This is a genomic window from Micromonospora sp. SYSU B005, assembly GCF_055362685.1.
The window spans coordinates 60,934-79,820 of record NZ_JAXCFU010000003.1 but is presented as its reverse complement, the minus strand read 5'-3'; the positions used below and the strand labels follow the sequence as shown (position 1 = coordinate 79,820).

Genomic DNA, 18,887 nt, shown 5'->3' with positions numbered 1-18,887 from the left:
TCCGGGCCGGTTGAACCAGACGTCGGCCGGACGGCCGGCGCATCCCGGCGAGCGGTGAGGAGGCCGGTGTCCCACGATGTCGTCCCTCCGGTGGAGGGCACGGTGCACCCGACAGGCGACGCGGACGGCTCGGTGACCGAGCGCAGCGGCAACCCGCCGGCCCGGGCGACCGGCGCCACCGGCGGCGCGTCCGACGCGACGGCCGACGGCGGGGCGGTCGTGGTGCCGTTCCCCACCGAGGGTTCCACCGAATCCACGCCCGGCAGCGGCTTCGCCCTCTCCAACGCACCCACCGGCCGACGGGTACGCGCCCGGCTGGCCCGGTTCAACGCGCCCTGGCAGACCTCGCAGGTGAGCGAGGTGCTGGAGCCGCTGATCGCGACGCACCGGGAGAACCACCCCAAGGCCGACGCGCGGCTGCTGCAGCGCGCCTTCGACACGGCCGCGCGGTGGCACTCGGGGCAGTACCGCAAGTCCGGCGACCCCTACATCACGCACCCGCTCGCCGTGGCGACCATCCTGGCGAACCTGGGCATGGACACCACCACGCTGGTCGCGGCGCTGCTGCACGACACCATCGAGGACACCGAATACACGCTCGATGCGATGCGCGCCGACTTCGGCGGTGAGGTCGCGCTGCTCGTCGACGGCGTCACCAAGCTCGACAAGGTCAAGCTCGGCGACGCGGCCAAGGCCGAGACCATCCGCAAGATGGTCGTGGCGATGGCGAAGGACCCGCGGGTTCTGGTGATCAAGCTGGCCGACCGGCTGCACAACATGCGGACCCTCACCTTCCTGCCCCGCCCCAAGCAGGAGCAGAAGGCCAAGGAGACGCTGGAGATCCTGGCCCCGCTGGCGCACCGCCTCGGTATGAACACGATCAAGTGGGAGCTGGAGGATCTGGCCTTCGGCACGCTGTTCCCGAAGCGGTTCGAGGAGATCAACCGGCTGATCGGGGAGCACCAGCCGCAGCGCGAGGCGCTGCTGCGTCAGGTGACGCAGAAGGTGTCCACCGACCTGAAGGCCGCCAAGATCAAGGCGGAGACGACCGGCCGGCCGAAGCACCTCTACTCGATCTACCAGAAGATGATCGTGCGGGGGCGCGACTTCAACGACATCTACGACCTGGTGGGTGTGCGGATCCTGGTCGACACGGTGCGGGACTGCTACGCGGCGCTGGGGGTCATCCACGCCAACTGGCAGCCGGTGCCGGGCCGGTTCAAGGACTACATCGCCATGCCCAAGTTCAACATGTACCAGTCGTTGCACACGACTGTCATCGGGCCCACCGGCAAGCCGGTGGAGATGCAGATCCGCACGTACGCGATGCACCGCACCGCCGAGTTCGGCATCGCCGCGCACTGGAAGTACAAGGAGCACAAGGGCACCCCGGTGGTGGGCCCGCCGGCGCACATCGACGAGATGACGTGGCTGCGGCAGCTGCTGGACTGGCAGCGTGAGGCGGCCGACCCGAGCGAGTTCCTGGACGCGCTGCGGTTCGACCTGTCCAGCCAGGAGGTGTACGTCTTCACCCCGAAGGGTGACGTCATCCCGCTGCCGACCGGGTCGACGCCTGTGGACTTCGCGTACGCGGTGCACACCGAGGTCGGGCACAAGTGCATCGGCGCGCGGGTGAACGGCAAGCTGGTGCCGCTGGAGTCGACGCTGTCGAACGGCGACGTGATCGAGATCTTCACGTCGAAGTCCGACACGGCCGGCCCGACGCAGGACTGGCTCGGCTTCGTCAAGAGCCCGCGGGCGCGCACCAAGATCCGCCAGTACTTCAACAAGGAGCGGCGCGAGGAGGCGATCGAGGCCGGCAAGGACTCGATCGTCAAGGCGATGCGCAAGCAGGGCATGCCGTTGCAGCGGATGCTCACCTCGGACGCGCTGATGGCGATCGCCCGGGACCTGCACCTGGCCGACGTGGCCTCGCTCTACGCGGCGGTCGGCGACAGCCAGGTCTCCGCGCAGTCGGTGGTGCAGAAGCTGATGGCGTCCTACGGCGGCGAGGAGGGCGCGGCGGAGGACATCGCCGAGACCGCCGTCGCCACCCGGCCGCCGCGCAGCCGGCAGAGCAGCGCCGACCCGGGTGTGGTGGTCCGCGGCGTCAGCGACGTCTGGATCAAGCTGGCCCGCTGCTGCACGCCCGTACCGCCGGACTCGGTGTTCGGGTTCGTCACCCGCTCCGGCGGGGTCAGCGTGCACCGGGACGACTGCGCCAACGCCGAGGACCTGCGCGCCCAGCCGGAGCGGGTGGTCGAGGTGAGCTGGAAGCTCACGTCCGCCTCCACGTTCCTGGTCGCCATCCAGGTCGAGGCGCTGGACCGGCACAAGCTGCTCGCCGACGTGACGCGGGTGCTGTCCGAGGAGCGGGTCAACATCCTCTCCGCGACCGTCACCACCACCCGCGACCGGGTGGCGGTCAGCCGGTTCAGCTTCGAGATGGCCGACCCGAAGCACCTCGGGCACCTGCTGGCCGCAGTCCGCAAGGTCGACGGCGTGTTCGACGCGTACCGGGTCACCTCGGGAGCCTGAACCACCGACGCACGCGAAAGCGCCCGCTGGCTGATCGCAGCCGGCGGGCGCTTCGTCGTCGTGCGGGTGCGGTCAGCCGCCCTCGACCGGGCTCATCGTCACCTTGGTCATGGTGATCTCCTTCTTCGGGTGACCACCGCCGGCCTGCTTGGCGAACGCGCCGTCGTCACCGGCCGCGGCGACCTGCTTCACCACGTCCATGCCACCGGTGATGGTGCCCAGCACCGTGTAGTTCGGGTCGAGCGGCGAGTCGCCGTACACGATGAAGAACTGGCTGCCCGTGCTGCCCGGCTGGCCGGAGTTGGCCATCGCGATGACACCCTCCGGGTACGGCGGGCGCTTGTCGGTGGGGAGGTTCTCCTCGGCCAGGTTGTACGACGGGCCGCCGGTGCCGTCGGTGTCCCGCCAGCCCTTGCCGGTGGCGCTCGGGTCGCCGCACTGGAGCACCTTGATGCCCTCGGTGACGAGCCGGTGGCACTTGGTGTTGTCGAAGAAGCCCCTGCTCGCCAGGTGCGTGAAGCTGCCGGCGGTGCAGGGCACCTTGGCGCGGTCGATCTTGGCGGTGATCGGGCCCAGGTTGGTGTCGATGGTCATCGTCTGGGTGCCCTTGCCCGACTGCTGGGCCGGCGGCAGGCCGACGTCCTTGATCTGCGCCGGACGGCCCTCCTTGGGCACCTCCGTGTACGCGCACTGGACGGCCCCGGCGGCGGCGGTGGTGCCCTGCTTGTCGTCGTCGTCACCGAGCGCGGCGACGAGCCAGACCGTGCCTGCTACGACGAGCACCAGCACCGCCGCGGCCCCGACGATCGCCTGGGTCTGCCGGCGCTTGCGGGCCCGGCCGGCCCGTTCCGCCATCTCCCGCTCGAGCTTGGCCCGCGCCGCCGCGCGCTGGCGGTCTCTGGTGGACGTCACGGTCACTCCTCACCTGCTGCATATGGGTTCGGCACGCGCGCCGCCGGGTCAGCCGACGGCCCGCCGCCTGCTCGCCTGTGTTCTCAGCCCGCGCTGGCGCTGGGCGACGGCGCGGGACTGCCGGCCGGCGCCGCACCGGGCTCGCCGACGGTGACGCTCTGGACCAGCACCTGCGTCTTCGGCTTGACCTTGGCGCCGTTGCCATTGTCCACCGTCGGCATGGCGCCGATCTTCTCCACCACGTCGAGCCCGCCGGTGACCTTGCCGACCACCGAGTAGGCCGGCTTGGCCGGGCTGGCGTCCTTGAAGAAGATCAGGAACTGGCTGCCGTTGCTGCCGGGCGGGTTGCCGATCATGGCGACCGTGCCCTTCGGGTACGTCGCCGGCTGCCCGGGCGCCGGCGAGGCCGACGGGCTGGGCTCCGCCGCGGCCGGGACGTTCTCGTCGTAGAACGAGTAGGTCGGGCCGCCGAGGCCGGTACCGGTCGGGTCACCGCAGCGCAGCGCGCCCTCGGCGGTGATCTCGTGGCAGGTGGTGTTGTCGAAGAACGACCGGCCGGCCAGGTAGCTCAGGCTCGCCGCGCCGCACGGCGCGTCGGTCTGGTCCAGCTCGACGGTGATCGGCCCACCCTGGTTGGTGGTGATCGTCATCGGGCGGGTGCCGGAGGTGGGCAGGCCGGTGGTGGGCGGCTCGCCGACGTCCTTGAGGTTGGTGTTGACGGCGCCGTCCTGTGCGGTCCAGAGGCAGACGTCGTCGGCGGCCTTCTTCTCCGGCTCGGAGTCGAACGCGCCGAGCGCCCAGGCGGAGCCGGCCACGATCAGCACGAGCACCACCGCGGCGCCCACGCCGGCCCGGATCTGCCGGCGCCGCTTCGCGGCCGCCGCCCGCCGGGCGAGCTGCCGGTCGAGCTTGGCGCGCGCCAGTTTGCGCTGCCGGTCCCTGCTGGAAGCCACGCGCGCTCCCCTTCCTCTGCCTGATCGCCGCCGGCGCCGGGCGCCGTCCGCCGTTCCGATCGGGGTGCGCCACGCCACACGCCCGCCAGAGTGTACGGGTAGCGACTGTGAATGTGGTGTACGAGGTCCCGCCGTCTCAGACCGGCCGGGGCGGACGGGCCGGTGGCGGACGGAACCCGCTGGCCCCTGCGACTAGGCTGCAGAGGGACGACGACCGGACGGAAAGGGGAGCGACGTGCTCGTGGCCGGCTTTCCCGCGGACGCCTTCGGCACCAACTGCTACGTGGTGGCGACCGCTCCGGGGGAGCAGTGCGTGGTGGTCGACCCCGGCATCGGGGTGCTCGACCGGCTCGACGCCGTGCTCGCCGAGCACCGCCTGCACCCGGCCGCCGTGCTGCTCACCCACGGCCACCTCGACCACACGTTCTCCGTCGCCCCGGTCTGCGACGCGCGGGGCATCCCCGCCTACGTCCACCCGGACGACCGGGAGCTGCTGGCCGACCCGAGCAAGGCGCTGTCGATGGACCTGACCCAGCTGTTCGGCGGCCGGCTGCCGTACGCCGAGCCGGACGACGTGGCCGAGCTGACCGACGGCGCGACGCTGTCGCTGGCCGGGTTGGAGATCACCGTCGACCACGCCCCCGGCCATACCGGCGGGTCGGTGCTGTTCCGGTTGCCCGGCGCCGGCTCGCCCTGGGAGGCGGAGCAGATCTGCCTCTCCGGTGACGTGCTGTTCGCCGGCTCGATCGGCCGTACCGACCTGCCGGGCGGCAGCATGCCCCGGATGCTGTCCAGCCTGCGGGACAAGGTGCTCCCGCTGGCCGACGACACGGTCGTCCTGCCCGGCCACGGCCCCGCGACCACGATCGGCCGCGAGCGCGCGACAAACCCGTTCCTCGTCGAGGTGGCGGGCACCGGCGGCGCGCGCCCGGCCGCGCCCACCCGAGGCCTCTAGACCCTCGCCCGCGCCCGCGCGGGTTCTCAAGGAGTTCGTGATGAGCAAGCCCACGCCCATTTCCGGCTTCCCGGAGTGGACCACCGCCCAGCGGATGATCGAGCAGTTCGTTCTCGATCGCATCCGCGCCACGTTCGAGCTGTACGGCTTCGCGCCACTGGAGACCCGCTCGGTCGAGCCGCTGGATCAGTTGCTGCGGAAGGGGGATACCGCAAAGGAGGTCTACCTGCTGCGCCGGTTGCAGGCCGACGCCGACGGCCCGGCCGGTGACGACGCGCTCGGCCTGCACTTCGACCTGACCGTCCCGTTCGCGCGGTACGTGCTGGAGAACGCCGGCAAGCTGCAGTTCCCGTTCCGCCGCTACCAGATCCAGAAGGTCTGGCGGGGCGAGCGCCCGCAGGAGGGCCGGTACCGCGAGTTTCTCCAGGCCGACATCGACATCGTCGACCGGGACACGCTGCCGGCGCACTACGAGGCCGAGATGCCGCTGGTCATCGGCGACGCGCTGCGGTCGCTGCCGATCCCGCCGGTGCGCATCCAGGTCAACAACCGCAAGATCTGCGAGGGGTTCTACCGGGGCATCGGGCTGACCGACACGGAGGCGGCGCTACGTGCCGTGGACAAGCTCGACAAGATCGGTCCGGCCGGGGTGACGGAGCTGCTGGCGAGCACCGCCGGGGCGAGCGAGGCACAGGCCAAGGCCGTGCTGTCGCTGGCCGAGATCTCCGCGCCGGACGCCTCCTTCGCCGACGCGGTGCGCGGCCTCGGGGTGAGCGACCCGCTGCTTGACGAGGGCGTCGCTGAGTTGACCGCGGTGGTGGAGACCGCGGCCGCGCACGCGCCCGGCCTCTGCGCGGCCGACCTGCGCATCGCGCGGGGCCTGGACTACTACACGGGTACGGTCTACGAGACGCAGATGATCGGCTACGAGCGGTTCGGCTCGATCTGCTCCGGCGGCCGGTACGACAACCTGGCCAGCTCGGGCAACGTCCGGTTCCCCGGCGTGGGCATCTCGATCGGGGTGACCCGGCTGCTCGGCCTGCTGTTCGGCGCCGAGGCGCTGTCGGTGTCCCGCTCGGTGCCGACCTGCGTGCTGGTGGCGGTCACCGCCGAGGAGGACCGGGCGGCCAGCGACGCGGTAGCGGCGGCGCTGCGCTCGCGCGGTGTGCCGACCGAGGTGTCCCCGTCGGCGGCCAAGTTCGGCAAGCAGATCCGGTACGCCGAGCGGCGCGGCATCCCGTACGTCTGGTTCCCCGGCGCGGACGGCGACGAGGTCAAGGACATCCGTTCCGGCGAGCAGGTGCCGGCCGCGGCGGGCGAGTGGACGCCGCCCCGGGCGGACCTGAAGCCGCTGGTCGGCCCGGCCGGCACTGGCGTCTGACGGCGTTTCGACCTACGGTGGCGTAAGTTACGCCACCGTAGGGAGAACGTCGTGACCGTGCTCAGCCAGACCGCTCTGCTCACCGAACTCGAGCCGGTGGTCGAGAAGAACCTCGACCGCCACCTGTCGCTGGCCAAGGAGTGGTTCCCGCACGAGTACGTGCCGTGGAGCGAGGGCCGCACCTTCGACGGCCCGCTGGGCGGCGAGGCCTGGTCGCCGGAGGACTCGACGCTGCCCGAGGTGGCGCGGACCGCGCTGATCGTCAACCTGCTCACCGAGGACAACCTGCCCTCGTACCACCACGAGATCGCCACCCTGTTCGGGCGCGACGGCGCGTGGGGTACCTGGGTGCACCGGTGGACCGCCGAGGAGGGGCGGCACGGCACGGCGATCCGCGACTACCTCACGGTGACCCGGGCGGTGGACCCGGTGGCGCTGGAGCGGGCCCGCATGGTGCACATGTCGGCGGGCTACCAGAACGTCCACGACCAGGAGATGCTGCACTCGCTGGCGTACGTGTCGTTCCAGGAGTTGGCGACCCGCATCTCGCACCGCAACACCGGCCGGGCCACCGGCGACCCGACGTGCGAGGCGCTGCTGGCCCGGGTCGCGGCGGACGAGAACCTGCACATGGTCTTCTACCGCAACCTGCTCGGCGCGGCGTTCGAGCTGGCGCCGTCGCAGGCGATGCGCGCCGTCGCGGACGTGCTCGCCAACTTCCAGATGCCGGGTGTGGGCATCGACGGCTTCGCCCGTAAGTCGGTGGCGATCGCGCTGGCCGGGATCTACGACCTGCGCCAGCACCGTGACGAGGTGGTGATGCCGGTGCTGCGCCAGTGGAACCTGTTCGACGTGACCGGGCTGAACGCCGACGGCGAGACCGCCCGCGACCAGATCGCCGCCCACCTGGACACCCTGGAGACCCAGGCGTCCCGCTTCGAGGAGCGCCGAGCCGCCCGAGCCGCCCGCACCGCCGCCAAGGCCTGACGCCCGCCCCTCCTCCCGCTCCCGCCGAGCACAAGGGGGGTCAGGGGAGGGGGAAGATGAGGCAGGTCGAGGTGGCGTGGGCCACCAGGCGGTCGGCCGGGTCCGTCAGGCGGGCCTCGGCCAGGGCGGTACGGCGGCCCCGCTGCACCACGGTGCCCTCGCAGCGCAGCGTGCCGGTGTCGACTGTCACCGGGCGCAGGAACTTCACGCTGAGGTCCAGCGACGTGTAGCCGACGCCGGCCGGGAGCGTGGTGTGCACGGCGCACGCCGCGGCGGTGTCCAGCAGCGTGGAGATGACGCCGCCGTGCACGGTGCCGAGCGGGTTGTAGTGGAACTCCTGCGGCAGCAGTTCGACAGCGACGCGCCCCTCCTCGGCCTCCATCCGGGACATGTCGACGAGGTGCATGATCGGTGGCGCGTCCAGCTCGCCGGCGATCATCGCCCGCATCAGGTCCAGGCCGCTGCGGCGGCCCAGGTGCGCGGCGCCGGCCGCCGGGTCGGACCAGGTGAACGTGCGGGTGCGCTCCTGCGTCTGTGTCATGGACTCAGCCTCGCAGCGCATTGCTGAGTCTGTCAATCAGACCTAGCCTGTCGGCATGAGACCCGCGGCACTGGACTGGTCGGTGGAGAACTGCACCATCGCGCGCGCCATGGAGATCCTCGGCGAGCGGTGGACCCTCGTCGTGCTCCGTGAGGTCTTCAACGGCGTACGCCGGTTCGACGACATGCGGGTGCGCACCGGCATCCCGCGTCAGGTGCTCACGAACCGGCTCGCCATGCTCGTCGAGCGTGGTGTGCTGCGCCGGGAGCCGTACCGGGAGCCGGGCAGCCGGCCGCGCCACGAGTACCGGCTCACCGAGATGGGCCTGGACCTGTGGCCCGTGCTCGTCGCGGTGCTCGGCTGGGGTGATCGCTACCTGGCCGACCCGGAGGGCTCGCCGCTGAGCGTCGCGCACCGCGACTGCGGCGCCGAGGTCCGGGTCGCGTTGCGCTGCGCCGAGGGGCACGAGATCACCGAGGCGCGCGACGTGCTGCCCCGTCCGGGTCCGGGGGCCCGCCGCCGCAACCCCTGACCGACTCTGACAGATGGTGTCGATGTTGTTGCTTCGGCGTTACATCGGGCGCCGGTGCGAATCCGGGCAAAGCCATGTCTTGTTTACGATCTTAAATGTGTGAATACTTTGGTCACCCGGACGGTTTCCCCAGGTCGCCCGGGTTGTCCTCGGGCGCGCCCCCATGACAGCGCCCGTTCACCCCCATTCGGAGGTTGTTACATGCGACCCACGAGGTCCACGCTCCGCCGCGCCGCCGCAGTAGCCGTCGCCGGCACCCTGGTCACCGGCTCGCTGCTCGGCGCACCCGCGCAGGCCGCCCCCACGGCCCTCTCGCCGGACGCCGCCGCCACCCTCGTCGAGAAGCTCGGCGACCGCGCGGCCGGCACGTACGCCGACGCCAGCGGCAAGATGGTCGTCACGGTGACCGACACCGCCACCGCCCGCCAGGTGCGCAACGCCGGTGCCATCCCGAAGATCGTGGCGCGCGGCGCGGACAAGCTCAACGCCGCCACCAGCGAGCTGGAGCGCTCCGCGAAGATCCCCGGCACCGCCTGGTGGACCGACCCGGCCACGAACCAGGTCGTCGTCTCCGTCGACAGCACCGTCACCGGCGCCAAGCTGGAGCGGGTCAAGGCCGCCGCCGCCCGCCACAACGGCGCGATCCGCATCGAGGCCGAGGCCGGCACGCTGAGCACCCGGATCTCCGGCGGCCAGGCGATCTACGCCGGCGGCGGTGGCCGTTGCTCGCTCGGGTTCAACGTCCGCAGCGGCTCGACCTACTACTTCCTCACCGCGGGTCACTGCACCAACATCTCGTCGAGCTGGTACAGCAACTCCGCGCAGACCAGCCTGCTCGGCACCCGGACCGGCACCAGCTTCCCGGGCAACGACTACGGCATCGTCCGGCACAACAACTCGGCCAACGCGGCCGGCAACGTGTCGCTCTACAACGGCAGCTTCCAGGACATCACCTCGGCCGGCAACGCGTACGTCGGCCAGTCCGTCCGCCGTTCCGGCAGCACCACCGGCCTGCGCAGCGGCAGCGTCAGCGCCCTGAACGCGACCGTGAACTACGCCGAGGGCAGCGTCTCCGGCCTCATCCGCACCAACGTCTGCGCCGAGCCGGGCGACAGCGGCGGCTCGCTGTTCGCCGGCACCGTCGCGCTCGGCCTCACCTCCGGTGGCAGCGGCAACTGCCGCACCGGTGGCACCACCTACTTCCAGCCGGTCACCGAGGCCCTCAGCCGCTACGGCGTGAGCGTCTTCTGATCCGCGCACCGCAGTGAACGGGCCGCCGGGCGACCGGCGGCCCGTTCCGCGTACCGGCTCAGGCGCCCGCTCCGAGGCGGCCCGGACCGACCGGCGGGCCGTCCGGGCGCGGCGGCTCGGTCGGCCGGGCCGTCCAGTGCCGGTGGGCCCGCCGCGCGGACAGCACCGCCGCCAGCGGCCAGAGCGTCACCGCGAGCGCCGCCACCCGCTCGGCCAGCCCGGTCCGGGAGCCGCCGGTCACCTCGGCCACCGACCAGCCGAACAACGCCAGCAGCACCGCCGTGACGGCCAGCGCCACCGGCCGGCGGAACGCCCACGGCGGCCGGCCCGCCGGGGAGGCGGCCACCTCGCGCGGCACCCTGCGGGGCAAACGCAGCGCCGTCCCGGCCGGCCACAGCGCCAGCGCGAGCACCGCCACGGTGGCCACCACGCCGTGCGCCGGGGAGCCACCCACCTGCGGCCGGGGGAACGCGATGAGCGCGACGGTGGCCATCCCACCCACCGCGAGCAGGAAGCGGCTCGGCAGCCCGGCGGCGTGCAGCGCGGCGGCGGTGGCGCAGTAGCAGCAGCCGAGCAGCACCAGCGCGCCGCCCATCAGCCACGGATCGGTGGCGCCCTCGCCGGCCAGCTCGCTGATCGTGTCCCGCACCGGGTCGTACCCCGGCCCCTGGCGGGCACCCGCCACCGTCCAACCCGCCACCAGCAGCGCGGGCGCGGCGGCCGCGGTGGCGACGGCCCAGCTCGGTACGGCACGCACCCGGCCACGGTAGACCGCCGGACCCGGCCCGCACCGCGCTTTCGCCACGCACCCGGGGTGGCCCGGCTCGACGGGTGCCGGGGAGCGGGCCCGCCCGTCCTGACAGAATGCGGGGGAGCAGTGAGTGGACCAGATTGAGGAGACGCCAGCCGTGATCCGTACCCACAATGCCGGAAGCCTGCGCGCCGCGGACGCCGGCTCGACGGTGACGCTCGCCGGGTGGGTGGCCCGCCGGCGCGACCACGGCGGTGTCATCTTCGTCGACCTGCGCGACGCCTCCGGCGTCGTGCAGGTGGTCTTCCGCGAGGAGGACGCGCACGCGCTGCGCAACGAGTTCTGCGTCAAGGTCACCGGCGAGGTGACCCGCCGCCCGGAGGGCAACGAGAACCCGGACCTGCCCACCGGTGAGGTCGAGGTGACCGCGTCCGAGCTGGAGGTGCTCTCCGAGGCCGCGCCGCTGCCGCTTCCGGTGGACGACCAGATCGAGGCCGGCGACGACATCCGGCTCAAGTACCGCTACCTGGACCTGCGCCGGGGCGGCCCGGCCAAGGCCATGCGGCTGCGCTCGCGGGCCAACCAGATCGCCCGCGGCGTGCTGCACGAGCGGGACTTCCTGGAGATCGAGACGCCGACGCTGACCCGCTCCACCCCGGAGGGCGCCCGCGACTTCCTGGTGCCGGTGCGGCTGCAGCCGGGTAGCTGGTACGCGCTGCCGCAGTCGCCGCAGCTGTTCAAGCAGCTGCTGATGGTCGGCGGCATGGAGCGGTACTACCAGATCGCCCGCTGCTACCGCGACGAGGACTTCCGCGCCGACCGGCAGCCGGAGTTCACCCAGCTCGACATCGAGATGTCGTTCGTCACCGAGGACGACGTGATCGACCTCGGCGAGGCGATCGTCTCGGCGCTGTGGAAGGACCTCGCCGGCTACGAGATCGCCCGGCCGATCCCGCGCATCACCTGGCACGACGCCATGTCCCGCTACGGCTCGGACAAGCCGGACCTGCGCTACGGCGTGGAGCTGACCGAGCTGACCGACTACCTGCGCGGCACCGAGTTCCGGGTGTTCGCCGGCGCGATCGACGCGGGCGGCTACGTCGGCGCGGTGGTCATGCCCGGCGGCGCCTCGCAGACCCGCAAGGAACTGGACGGCTGGCAGGACTGGGCCAAGGCGCGCGGCGCGCGCGGCCTGGCATACGTGGTGCTGGACGCCGAGACCGGCGAGGCGCGCGGCCCGGTGGCGAAGAACCTGTCCGAGGCGCACCTGGCCGGCCTGGCCGACGCGGTCGGCGCGAAGCCCGGCGACGCGGTCTTCTTCGCCGCGAGCACGAACACCCGCGAGGCGCAGGAGCTGCTCGGCGCGGCCCGGATCGAGATCGCCAAGCGGGCGAACCTGATCGACGAGAGCGCCTGGGCGTTCTGCTGGGTGGTCGACGCGCCGATGTTCGAGCGCACGGACGAAGGTGGCTGGACCGCCGTGCACCACCCGTTCACCTCGCCGAACGCCGAGTGGGTGGACCGGTTCGAGGACGCACCGGACCGGGCGCTCGCCTACGCGTACGACATCGTCTGCAACGGCAACGAGATCGGCGGCGGCTCGATCCGTATCCACCGCGGCGACGTGCAGCAGCGGGTGTTCGACCTGCTCGGCATCACCGCCGACGAGGCGCAGGACAAGTTCGGCTTCCTGCTGGAGGCGTTCAAGTACGGCGCCCCGCCGCACGGCGGCATCGCGTTCGGCTGGGACCGGGTCTGCATGCTGCTCGCCGGCGCGGACTCGATCCGCGAGGTCATCGCGTTCCCGAAGACCCGGGGCGGCTTCGACCCGCTGACCGGCGCGCCCACCCCGATCACCGGGCAGCAGCGCGCCGAGGCCGGCATCGACGCCAAGCCGAAGGCGCCGACCGGCCCGCACGCCGGCACCGCCGGTCCGGCCGCACCGGTGGCCGACCCGACCTGATCCTCGCCTCGTCGAAAGGCCCGCGTCATGATGACGCGGGCCTTTTCGATCTTCAGGGGGACTGATGCGTCTGCTCGTGGTGGGAGCCAGCGGCTTCCTCGGCGCCGAGGTGTGCCGGCAGGCGGTCGTCGCCGGGCACCGGGTGGCCGGCACGTACCACTCCACCGCCGTCGCGGTGCCGGGCGTCGCGCCGCACCGGCTCGACGTGACCGACCGCGCCGCCGTGCGTGAGCTGCTGATCCGGGTACGCCCCGATGCGGTCGTCGCCACCCCCTATCGGTACGACGACTGGGCGGTCACGGCGGACGGGGCGGCCCACATCGCGGTCGCCGCCGCCGAGGTGGGTGGCCGGCTGGTGCACCTGTCCAGCGACGCGCTGCACGCCGGGCGTCCGAAGCCGTACGCGGACGAGGACGTGCCCACACCGCTGCACCCGTACGGGGCGGCGAAGGCGGCGGCGGAGACGGCAGTGCGGGCGGTCGATCCGGGCGCGGCGCTGGTGCGCACCTCGCTGATCGTGGGGGAGGGCAGCAAGCAGATCCAGCTCTGCCGGGACGCGCTGGCCGGGCGGGCGACGCTGTTCACCGACGAGCTGCGCTGCCCGGTGCACGTCGCCGACCTCGCCGCCGCGGTGCTGGAGCTGGTGCCGGGCGACTACGCCGGGCTGCTCAACGTGGCCGGGCCGGACGCGGTGAGCCGCGCCGAGCTGGGGCTGCTGGTGGCCCGGCACGACGGGGTGGACGCCTCCGGGCTGCGGACGACCACGATCGCCGCCGCCGGGCTGCACCGGCCGGGCGAGGTGGTGCTGGACTCCACCCGCGCCGCGGGGCTGCTGCGGACCCGGCTGCGCGGGATCACCGAGCTGTACGGCTAGTTGCACAGAATCTTTGCAAGCATCTTGTGCATGGAAAGTGTGCACAGATATTGTGCATCTCATGGAGGAGAAGAAGGAGCGCACTGTACGCATCGACCACCGCCAGGTTCGTGCCCTGGCCCAACCGCTGCGCATGCGGCTGATCGGGGCGCTGCGCGTGGGCGGCCCGGCCACCGCCACCGCCCTCGCCGAGCTGCTCGGCACCAACAGCGGCGCGACCAGCTACCACCTGCGGCAGCTCGCCGAGGTCGGTCTCGTGGTCGAGGACCCCGACCTCGGCACCGGGCGGCAGCGCTACTGGCGGGCCGCGCACGACGTCACCAACTGGGAATCAAGCGACTTCGACGACGACCCGGACGCGCGCGCCGCGATCGAGTGGATCGAGGCGGACTACGTCCGCTTCTTCGCCCACCACGCCGACCGCTGGTTCGCCCAGCGGCACCAGTGGGCGCCCGCCTGGCGCGACGCGTTCGGCATGGGTGACTTCTTCATGCGCATCCCGGTCGACCGCCTGGAGGCGATCAAGGAGGAGGTCTTCGCGGTCTTCGAGCGGCACCGCGACGAGACCGACCCCGACGATCCCGACGCCGAGATGGTGCAGCTCTACCTCGCCGCCTTCCCGCTGGCACCGGTCGTGCCGCTGGCTCCCGACCCCACCGAGGAGAAGCCGTGACCGCGCTGTCCGTACGCCAGATCCGGATCCGCTACCTCACGCTGTACGGCCTGCGCTGGCTACCCAGCGGCCTGCTCATGCCGGTGATGATCCTGCTGATGCAGGAGCGCGGGCTCACGCTGTCCCAGATCGGCCTGGTCGCCACCGCGCAGGGCCTCGTCGTGCTGGCGCTGGAACTGCCCACCGGCGGCTTCGCCGACGCGCTCGGCCGCAAACCGGTGCTGGTCGTCGCCTGGGTGCTCGGCCTGGGCTCGCTGGCACTGATGGCGGTGGCCGACTCGTTCTGGATGTTCTTCCTGGTCTGGGCGCTGCAGGGCGTCTACCGGGCGCTCGACAGCGGCCCGATGGAATCCTGGTACGTCGACGCCACGCTCGCCGTCGACCCGAAGGCCGAGTACGAGCGCGGCCTCGGCTGGGCCGGCACCGTGATCGGTGTCGCGATCGGTGCGGGCGCGCTGATCAGCGGCGGCCTGGTCGCGCTCGGCCCGGTCGGCCCGGTCAGCGCACTGGCCCTGCCGGTGATCGTCGCCGCCGTGCTCCAGGCCGTCTCCATCGTGGCGCTGCTCGCGCTGATGGCGGAGCGGCGGCCGGCATCCGGCCCGGCCGCGCTGCGCGCCTCGGTCATCGACGCGCCCCGCATGGTCGGGCAGGCCGTCGGGCTGCTGCGCCGCAACCGGGTGCTGGCGGCCCTGGTCGCCGTCGAGCTGTTCTGGGGCTTCGGCATGGTCACCTTCGAGTCGCTGCTCCCGGTACGCCTCGCCGAGGTGCTCGACGACCCGGCCCGCGCCGCGGCGCTGCTCGGCCCCGCCGGTACGGCGGCCTGGCTCGCGAACGCCGCCGGCGCCGCGCTCACCCCGTTCCTGCTGCGCCGCCTCGGTGCCGCCCCGGCCGCCGCGCTGATGCGGATCCTCCAGGGCGTGACTGTGGTCGGCATGGGCCTGCTGGCCGGCCCGGTCGGCATCCTCATCGCGTACCTCGCCTGCTACGCCGTGCACGGCGCGTCGAACCCGCTGCACATGGGACTGCTGCACCGGCAGGTCGACGGCCCGTACCGGACCAGCGTGCTCTCGCTGAACTCGATGGCCGCCCAGCCGGCCGGCGCGCTCGGCGCGGTCGCGCTCACCGCGCTGGCCGACGCCACGAGCGTCAGCCTCGCCATGATCGTCGGCGGGGTGGTGCTCGCCGTGGCCGCGCCGCTCTACCTGCCGGCCTGGCGCGCCGCCCGCCGCGCCCCGCAGGACGTCACCGTGGAACCGGAGTCGGCGGTGGGCGGCCCCGGCCACGCCGGCCCGCCCCTCGACCCCGCCCCCGCGGTGGCCGCGCCCGCTCCCGCCGGCCGCGACTGAGCCGACCGGCCGGGTGGAACGTCATGGGTGTCTCGGACGTCGTTTGACACCCATGGCGTTCCACCCACGCGGTCGGGGCGCCGCGTGTCAGGCGAGCTTGACGGAGGTGCGGCGTTCGGCGGCGGTGAAGCCGAGCCGGCGGTACAGCCGGATCGCGCCCACGTTGTCCGGGTAGACACCCAGCGCCACGGCGTCGTACCTGCCGAACAGGGCGCACGTCATCCCGGCGGTCAGCGCCGCGCCCAGCCCACGCCCGCGATGCCCCGGTGCGACTGTCAACCCGGCCAGGAAGCCGATGTCGCCGCGGCTGCGATCGGCTCCGCAGGCGAGCAGGCGGTCACCGTCGCGGATGCCGTACCAGTCGACGATGCCCGGCTCGCCCGGCCGCGAGGTGGTGGCCGGGAACGCCTCCTCGATCAGCGCGGCCAGCGCGGGGTGGTCGGCGGCGGTGAGGCGTACCACCCGCTCCTGCTCCGGCTGGTGCGGCGGCGGCGCGGTGGTCCAGAGGAAGTCCCACTCGATCAGCCGGGCCACCGGCAGCCGCGCGGCCACCTCGTCCGGATCGGCGTGCGACACGTTGATCGAGTGACCGGCTCGCAGCGTCCCGTCCGCCCGGTGGGCGGCGAAGACGTCGAGCGCCGGGCCGGGTTCGCCGACCGCGCCGCCGGCCGACCACTCGCCCGGCGGGAGCAGCCATCCGACCGCGCCGCCGTGCCGCCATCCGCGCGCGGCCTGGTCGCGCCGCAGCGCGTGCCGGGCGTACGGGTGGCCGCCGGTCGCGTCGAGCAGCGCGTCCCGCCCGGTCAGCGCCTCGTCGACAGTGATCATTCCGCCAGCGTACGAGCATCCCCGCTGGTACCGAGGGCCGAGGCACCGCCTGTTCCACGGTGGAGATTGACGAACAGACCGATTGGGTACATCCGTCGCCGACCTGCTGGGAACCCCCACCGGAGGAACGACATGCTCGCCATTCTCGCGGCCATCGTGTTCGGTTTCGCGCTGCTGCTCGACTTCATGAACACCGACCTCGGCGCCCCCGATCTGTTCAGCACCTCGACCCTCATGCTCATCGGCTTCCTGCTGCTCTCGCTCTACCTGGCCGGGGTCGGCTCCGGCCCCCGCGGCGGCGGTGGCGGCCGGTGGTACCGGGGCCGGCGGCCGGGTCGCGGCTGACCGGAAAAGACCACCCCGGGCCGGGGCGGCGGCGCGATTCCGGCGTCGTCGGCCCGGCCCGGTACTGTCTTCGTGATGGAATCGGACGCCCTCTTCAGCCTCGGCGAGCCGGCCGGCGCACCCGCGGGCGCGGGCGGCGCCGACGGCTTCACCGACGCCCGGGCGGACTCGCCCCTGCCGGTGCGGATGCGGCCGGCCGGCATCGACGAGCTGGTCGGGCAGGAACACCTGCTCGCGCCGGGAGCGCCGCTGCGTCAGCTCGTCGAGGGCGCGGCGCCGATGTCGGTGATCCTCTGGGGTCCGCCGGGCAGCGGCAAGACCACCATCGCCCACCTCGTGGCCCGGGCCACCGACCGTCGGTTCGTGGCGATGTCCGCGCTGACCGCGGGCGTGAAGGACGTCCGCGCCGTGATCGACACCGCCCGCCGGCAACGCCGGTCCGGCGGCCCGCCGACGGTGCTGTTCATCGACGAGGTGCACCGGTTCAGCAAGACCCAGCAGGACTCGCTTCTCGCCGCGGTCGAGGACCGTACGGTCACGCTGCTGGCGGCGACCACGGAGAACCCGCACTTCTCGGTCATCTCGCCCTTGCTGTCGCGCTGCGTGCTGCTCACCCTCCAGGCCCTCGACGACGACGACGTCCGCGGCCTGCTGCGCCGCGCGGTCGCCGACGAGCGCGGACTCGGCGGCGCGCTGGTCCTGGCCGAGGAGGCGGAGAACCACCTGGTCCGGCTCGCCGGAGGCGACGTGCGCAAGGCGCTCACCGCGCTGGAGGCGGCCGCGGCCACCGCGACCGCGCTCGGCACCGGCCGGATCGACCTCGCAGTGGCCGAACAGGCGGTCGACGTGGCGGCGGTGCGATACGACCGCGACGGCGACGCCCACTACGACGTGACGAGCGCGTTCATCAAGAGCATGCGCGGCTCGGACGTGGACGCGTCACTGCACTGGCTGGCCCGGATGCTGGTGGCCGGTGAGGACGCCCGGTTCATCGCCCGCCGGTTGGTGATCTTCGCCAGTGAGGACGTCGGCATGGCCGATCCCACCGCGCTGACAGTGGCCACCGCGGCCGCCCACGCGGTCGAGTACGTGGGCCTGCCCGAGGCGCAGCTCAACCTGGCCCAGGCGGTCATCCACCTGGCCACCGCGCCGAAGTCGAACTCGGCCACCACAGCGATCGGCGCCGCCGTCGCCGACGTACGCGCGGGTCGGGGCGGTCCGGTGCCGCGCGGGCTGCGCGACGCCCACTACTCCGGCGCGCGGGGCCTCGGTCACGGCCGCGGCTACCGCTACCCGCACGACGACCACCGGGGGGTGGTCACCCAGCAGTACGCTCCGGACGACCTCGTCGGCACCGACTACTACCAGCCCAGCGGGCACGGCGCGGAGCGGGCGGTGGCCACCCGGCTGCCGCTGCTGCGCCGGATCGTACGCGGGCTGCCGGCTCCGGCGACCCGGGCGGAGGCCGGCGCCCCGGCCGCCGCGAACGGGGCCCGGGCGGGGGGCGGCGAGCAGGCCAGCGGGGCGAGTGAGGGCGGCAGCGACGCCGCCGAGGGGGGTCAGTAGTGATGGCGCGTGGTCCGGAGCGGCCGGCGGACGGCCCCGACGAGCGGCGCGACCCGCGGGGCAAGGGCCGCCGGTGGGGACGCGGCCGGGCCGAGCCCGAGCTGGACCCGACTGTCGTCGGCGAGGAACTCGGCTGGATCGACGACCTGCGCACCGCCAAGCACCAGGGCGGTGAACTCGGGCCGGACGGTGACGTCCCGGCGCCGCACCCCGGCCCCGACCCGTCCTGGCCGGCCGCCGAGCCGCGCCATCCGGCCGCCGCTCCGGGTCCCGCCCTCGGCATGCCGCCCGCCGGCCGACCGGCTTCGCCGCCCTCGGCACCGGGCCCGCAGCCGCCCTCGGCCGGTCAACCGGTTGCGCCGCCGCCCGCAGGCCGGTCCGGTCCGCCGCCGGCAGGCCCGCAGGCGCCCGGCCGTCCCGTGCCGCCACAGGCAGGCGCGCCCCAGGCTCCCGGCCGTCCCGTTCCGCCATCGGCCGGCGCACCGCAGGCC

Annotated in this window: 17 protein-coding genes; 12 read left to right on the top strand and 5 right to left on the bottom strand. The window is 73.2% G+C overall.

The window, feature by feature from the left end:
* Positions 1–66 precede the first annotated feature (66 nt).
* Positions 67–2,538 (top strand): RelA/SpoT family protein, encoded by a 2,472-nt coding sequence (locus SM452_RS09550; RefSeq protein WP_402808389.1) that lies wholly within the window; start codon positions 67–69, stop codon positions 2,536–2,538.
* 72 nt (positions 2,539–2,610) lie between these two features.
* On the opposite strand, the gene SM452_RS09545 is transcribed toward SM452_RS09550, so the two are convergent.
* Entirely contained in the window at positions 2,611–3,450 is an 840-nt protein-coding gene (locus SM452_RS09545; protein ID WP_355510065.1) for a peptidylprolyl isomerase, read from the bottom strand.
* An 83-nt stretch (positions 3,451–3,533) separates the two neighbouring features.
* Positions 3,534–4,403 (bottom strand): peptidylprolyl isomerase, encoded by an 870-nt coding sequence (locus SM452_RS09540; protein WP_318333455.1) that lies wholly within the window; start codon positions 4,401–4,403, stop codon positions 3,534–3,536.
* A 235-nt stretch (positions 4,404–4,638) separates the two neighbouring features.
* Between SM452_RS09540 and SM452_RS09535 the strand changes: the two genes are divergently transcribed.
* Genes SM452_RS09535 through SM452_RS09525 form a run of 3 tightly spaced genes read left to right on the top strand, consistent with a single transcriptional unit; the run spans position 4,639 to position 7,726 of the window.
* On the top strand, positions 4,639–5,358 hold the full coding sequence (locus SM452_RS09535) for an MBL fold metallo-hydrolase (RefSeq protein WP_463839740.1): 720 nt from the start codon (positions 4,639–4,641) through the stop codon (positions 5,356–5,358).
* Between the two features lie 40 nt (positions 5,359–5,398).
* Positions 5,399–6,739 (top strand): histidine--tRNA ligase, encoded by a 1,341-nt coding sequence (hisS, locus tag SM452_RS09530; RefSeq protein ID WP_463839739.1) that lies wholly within the window; start codon positions 5,399–5,401, stop codon positions 6,737–6,739.
* A gap of 51 nt (positions 6,740–6,790) precedes the next feature.
* On the top strand, positions 6,791–7,726 hold the full coding sequence (locus SM452_RS09525) for an acyl-ACP desaturase (protein WP_357210973.1): 936 nt from the start codon (positions 6,791–6,793) through the stop codon (positions 7,724–7,726).
* A gap of 40 nt (positions 7,727–7,766) precedes the next feature.
* Here the strand turns inward: SM452_RS09525 and SM452_RS09520 are convergent, their stop codons facing one another.
* Positions 7,767–8,267, bottom strand: coding sequence for a PaaI family thioesterase (locus SM452_RS09520; protein ID WP_463839738.1), 501 nt, complete (start codon positions 8,265–8,267; stop codon positions 7,767–7,769).
* A 55-nt stretch (positions 8,268–8,322) separates the two neighbouring features.
* On the opposite strand from SM452_RS09520, the gene SM452_RS09515 reads away from it, so the two are divergent.
* Together SM452_RS09515 and SM452_RS09510 are read left to right on the top strand one after the other, a co-directional pair.
* A complete protein-coding gene (locus SM452_RS09515; protein WP_262012389.1) occupies positions 8,323–8,799 on the top strand; it encodes a winged helix-turn-helix transcriptional regulator in 477 nt (158 codons plus the stop codon).
* Positions 8,800–9,000: 201 nt separating this feature from the next.
* Complete coding sequence (locus SM452_RS09510) at positions 9,001–10,050, top strand: S1 family peptidase (protein WP_262012390.1); 1,050 nt, start codon at positions 9,001–9,003, stop codon at positions 10,048–10,050.
* A 58-nt stretch (positions 10,051–10,108) separates the two neighbouring features.
* Here the strand turns inward: SM452_RS09510 and SM452_RS09505 are convergent, their stop codons facing one another.
* Complete coding sequence (locus tag SM452_RS09505; RefSeq protein WP_355510053.1) at positions 10,109–10,807, bottom strand: DUF998 domain-containing protein; 699 nt, start codon at positions 10,805–10,807, stop codon at positions 10,109–10,111.
* Positions 10,808–10,958: 151 nt separating this feature from the next.
* Here SM452_RS09505 and aspS point away from each other — a divergent pair, with 151 nt between their 5' ends.
* From aspS to SM452_RS09485, 4 genes are all read left to right on the top strand, one after another.
* Entirely contained in the window at positions 10,959–12,764 is a 1,806-nt protein-coding gene (aspS, locus tag SM452_RS09500) for an aspartate--tRNA ligase (protein WP_463839893.1), read from the top strand.
* A 64-nt stretch (positions 12,765–12,828) separates the two neighbouring features.
* Positions 12,829–13,638, top strand: a complete 810-nt coding sequence (locus tag SM452_RS09495; protein ID WP_463839737.1) for an SDR family oxidoreductase — start codon at positions 12,829–12,831, stop codon at positions 13,636–13,638.
* Positions 13,639–13,699: 61 nt separating this feature from the next.
* Positions 13,700–14,311 carry an ArsR/SmtB family transcription factor gene (locus SM452_RS09490; RefSeq protein WP_262012393.1) on the top strand — a complete coding sequence of 204 codons (612 nt, stop codon included), beginning with the start codon at positions 13,700–13,702 and terminating at the stop codon, positions 14,309–14,311.
* Positions 14,308–15,657 carry an MFS transporter gene (locus SM452_RS09485; RefSeq protein ID WP_357210980.1) on the top strand — a complete coding sequence of 450 codons (1,350 nt, stop codon included), beginning with the start codon at positions 14,308–14,310 and terminating at the stop codon, positions 15,655–15,657. The genes SM452_RS09490 and SM452_RS09485 overlap by 4 nt, the downstream gene beginning before the upstream one ends.
* 87 nt (positions 15,658–15,744) lie before the next feature.
* Here SM452_RS09485 and SM452_RS09480 read toward each other — a convergent pair whose 3' ends face one another.
* Positions 15,745–16,485, bottom strand: a complete 741-nt coding sequence (locus SM452_RS09480) for a GNAT family N-acetyltransferase (RefSeq protein ID WP_262012395.1) — start codon at positions 16,483–16,485, stop codon at positions 15,745–15,747.
* 132 nt (positions 16,486–16,617) lie between these two features.
* Between SM452_RS09480 and SM452_RS09475 the strand changes: the two genes are divergently transcribed.
* Together SM452_RS09475 and SM452_RS09470 are read left to right on the top strand one after the other, a co-directional pair.
* The gene (locus SM452_RS09475; RefSeq protein ID WP_018785054.1) at positions 16,618–16,830 is read left to right on the top strand and encodes a hypothetical protein; all 213 of its coding nucleotides are present in this window, start codon (positions 16,618–16,620) and stop codon (positions 16,828–16,830) included.
* A gap of 75 nt (positions 16,831–16,905) precedes the next feature.
* Positions 16,906–18,396: a replication-associated recombination protein A gene (locus tag SM452_RS09470; RefSeq protein WP_463839736.1), complete on the top strand. Its 1,491-nt coding sequence runs from the start codon at positions 16,906–16,908 to the stop codon at positions 18,394–18,396.
* Positions 18,397–18,887: the final 491 nt, after the last annotated feature.

Coding starts and splice junctions, on each gene's coding strand:
- hisS (WP_463839739.1), top strand. CDS start 5,399: ATGAGCAAGCCCACGCCCATTTCCGGCTTCCCGGAGTGGACCACCGCC.
- SM452_RS09520 (WP_463839738.1), bottom strand. CDS start 8,267: ATGACACAGACGCAGGAGCGCACCCGCACGTTCACCTGGTCCGACCCG.
- SM452_RS09515 (WP_262012389.1), top strand. CDS start 8,323: ATGAGACCCGCGGCACTGGACTGGTCGGTGGAGAACTGCACCATCGCG.
- SM452_RS09510 (WP_262012390.1), top strand. CDS start 9,001: ATGCGACCCACGAGGTCCACGCTCCGCCGCGCCGCCGCAGTAGCCGTC.
- SM452_RS09495 (WP_463839737.1), top strand. CDS start 12,829: ATGCGTCTGCTCGTGGTGGGAGCCAGCGGCTTCCTCGGCGCCGAGGTG.
- SM452_RS09490 (WP_262012393.1), top strand. CDS start 13,700: ATGGAGGAGAAGAAGGAGCGCACTGTACGCATCGACCACCGCCAGGTT.
- SM452_RS09480 (WP_262012395.1), bottom strand. CDS start 16,485: ATGATCACTGTCGACGAGGCGCTGACCGGGCGGGACGCGCTGCTCGAC.
- SM452_RS09475 (WP_018785054.1), top strand. CDS start 16,618: ATGCTCGCCATTCTCGCGGCCATCGTGTTCGGTTTCGCGCTGCTGCTC.
- SM452_RS09470 (WP_463839736.1), top strand. CDS start 16,906: ATGGAATCGGACGCCCTCTTCAGCCTCGGCGAGCCGGCCGGCGCACCC.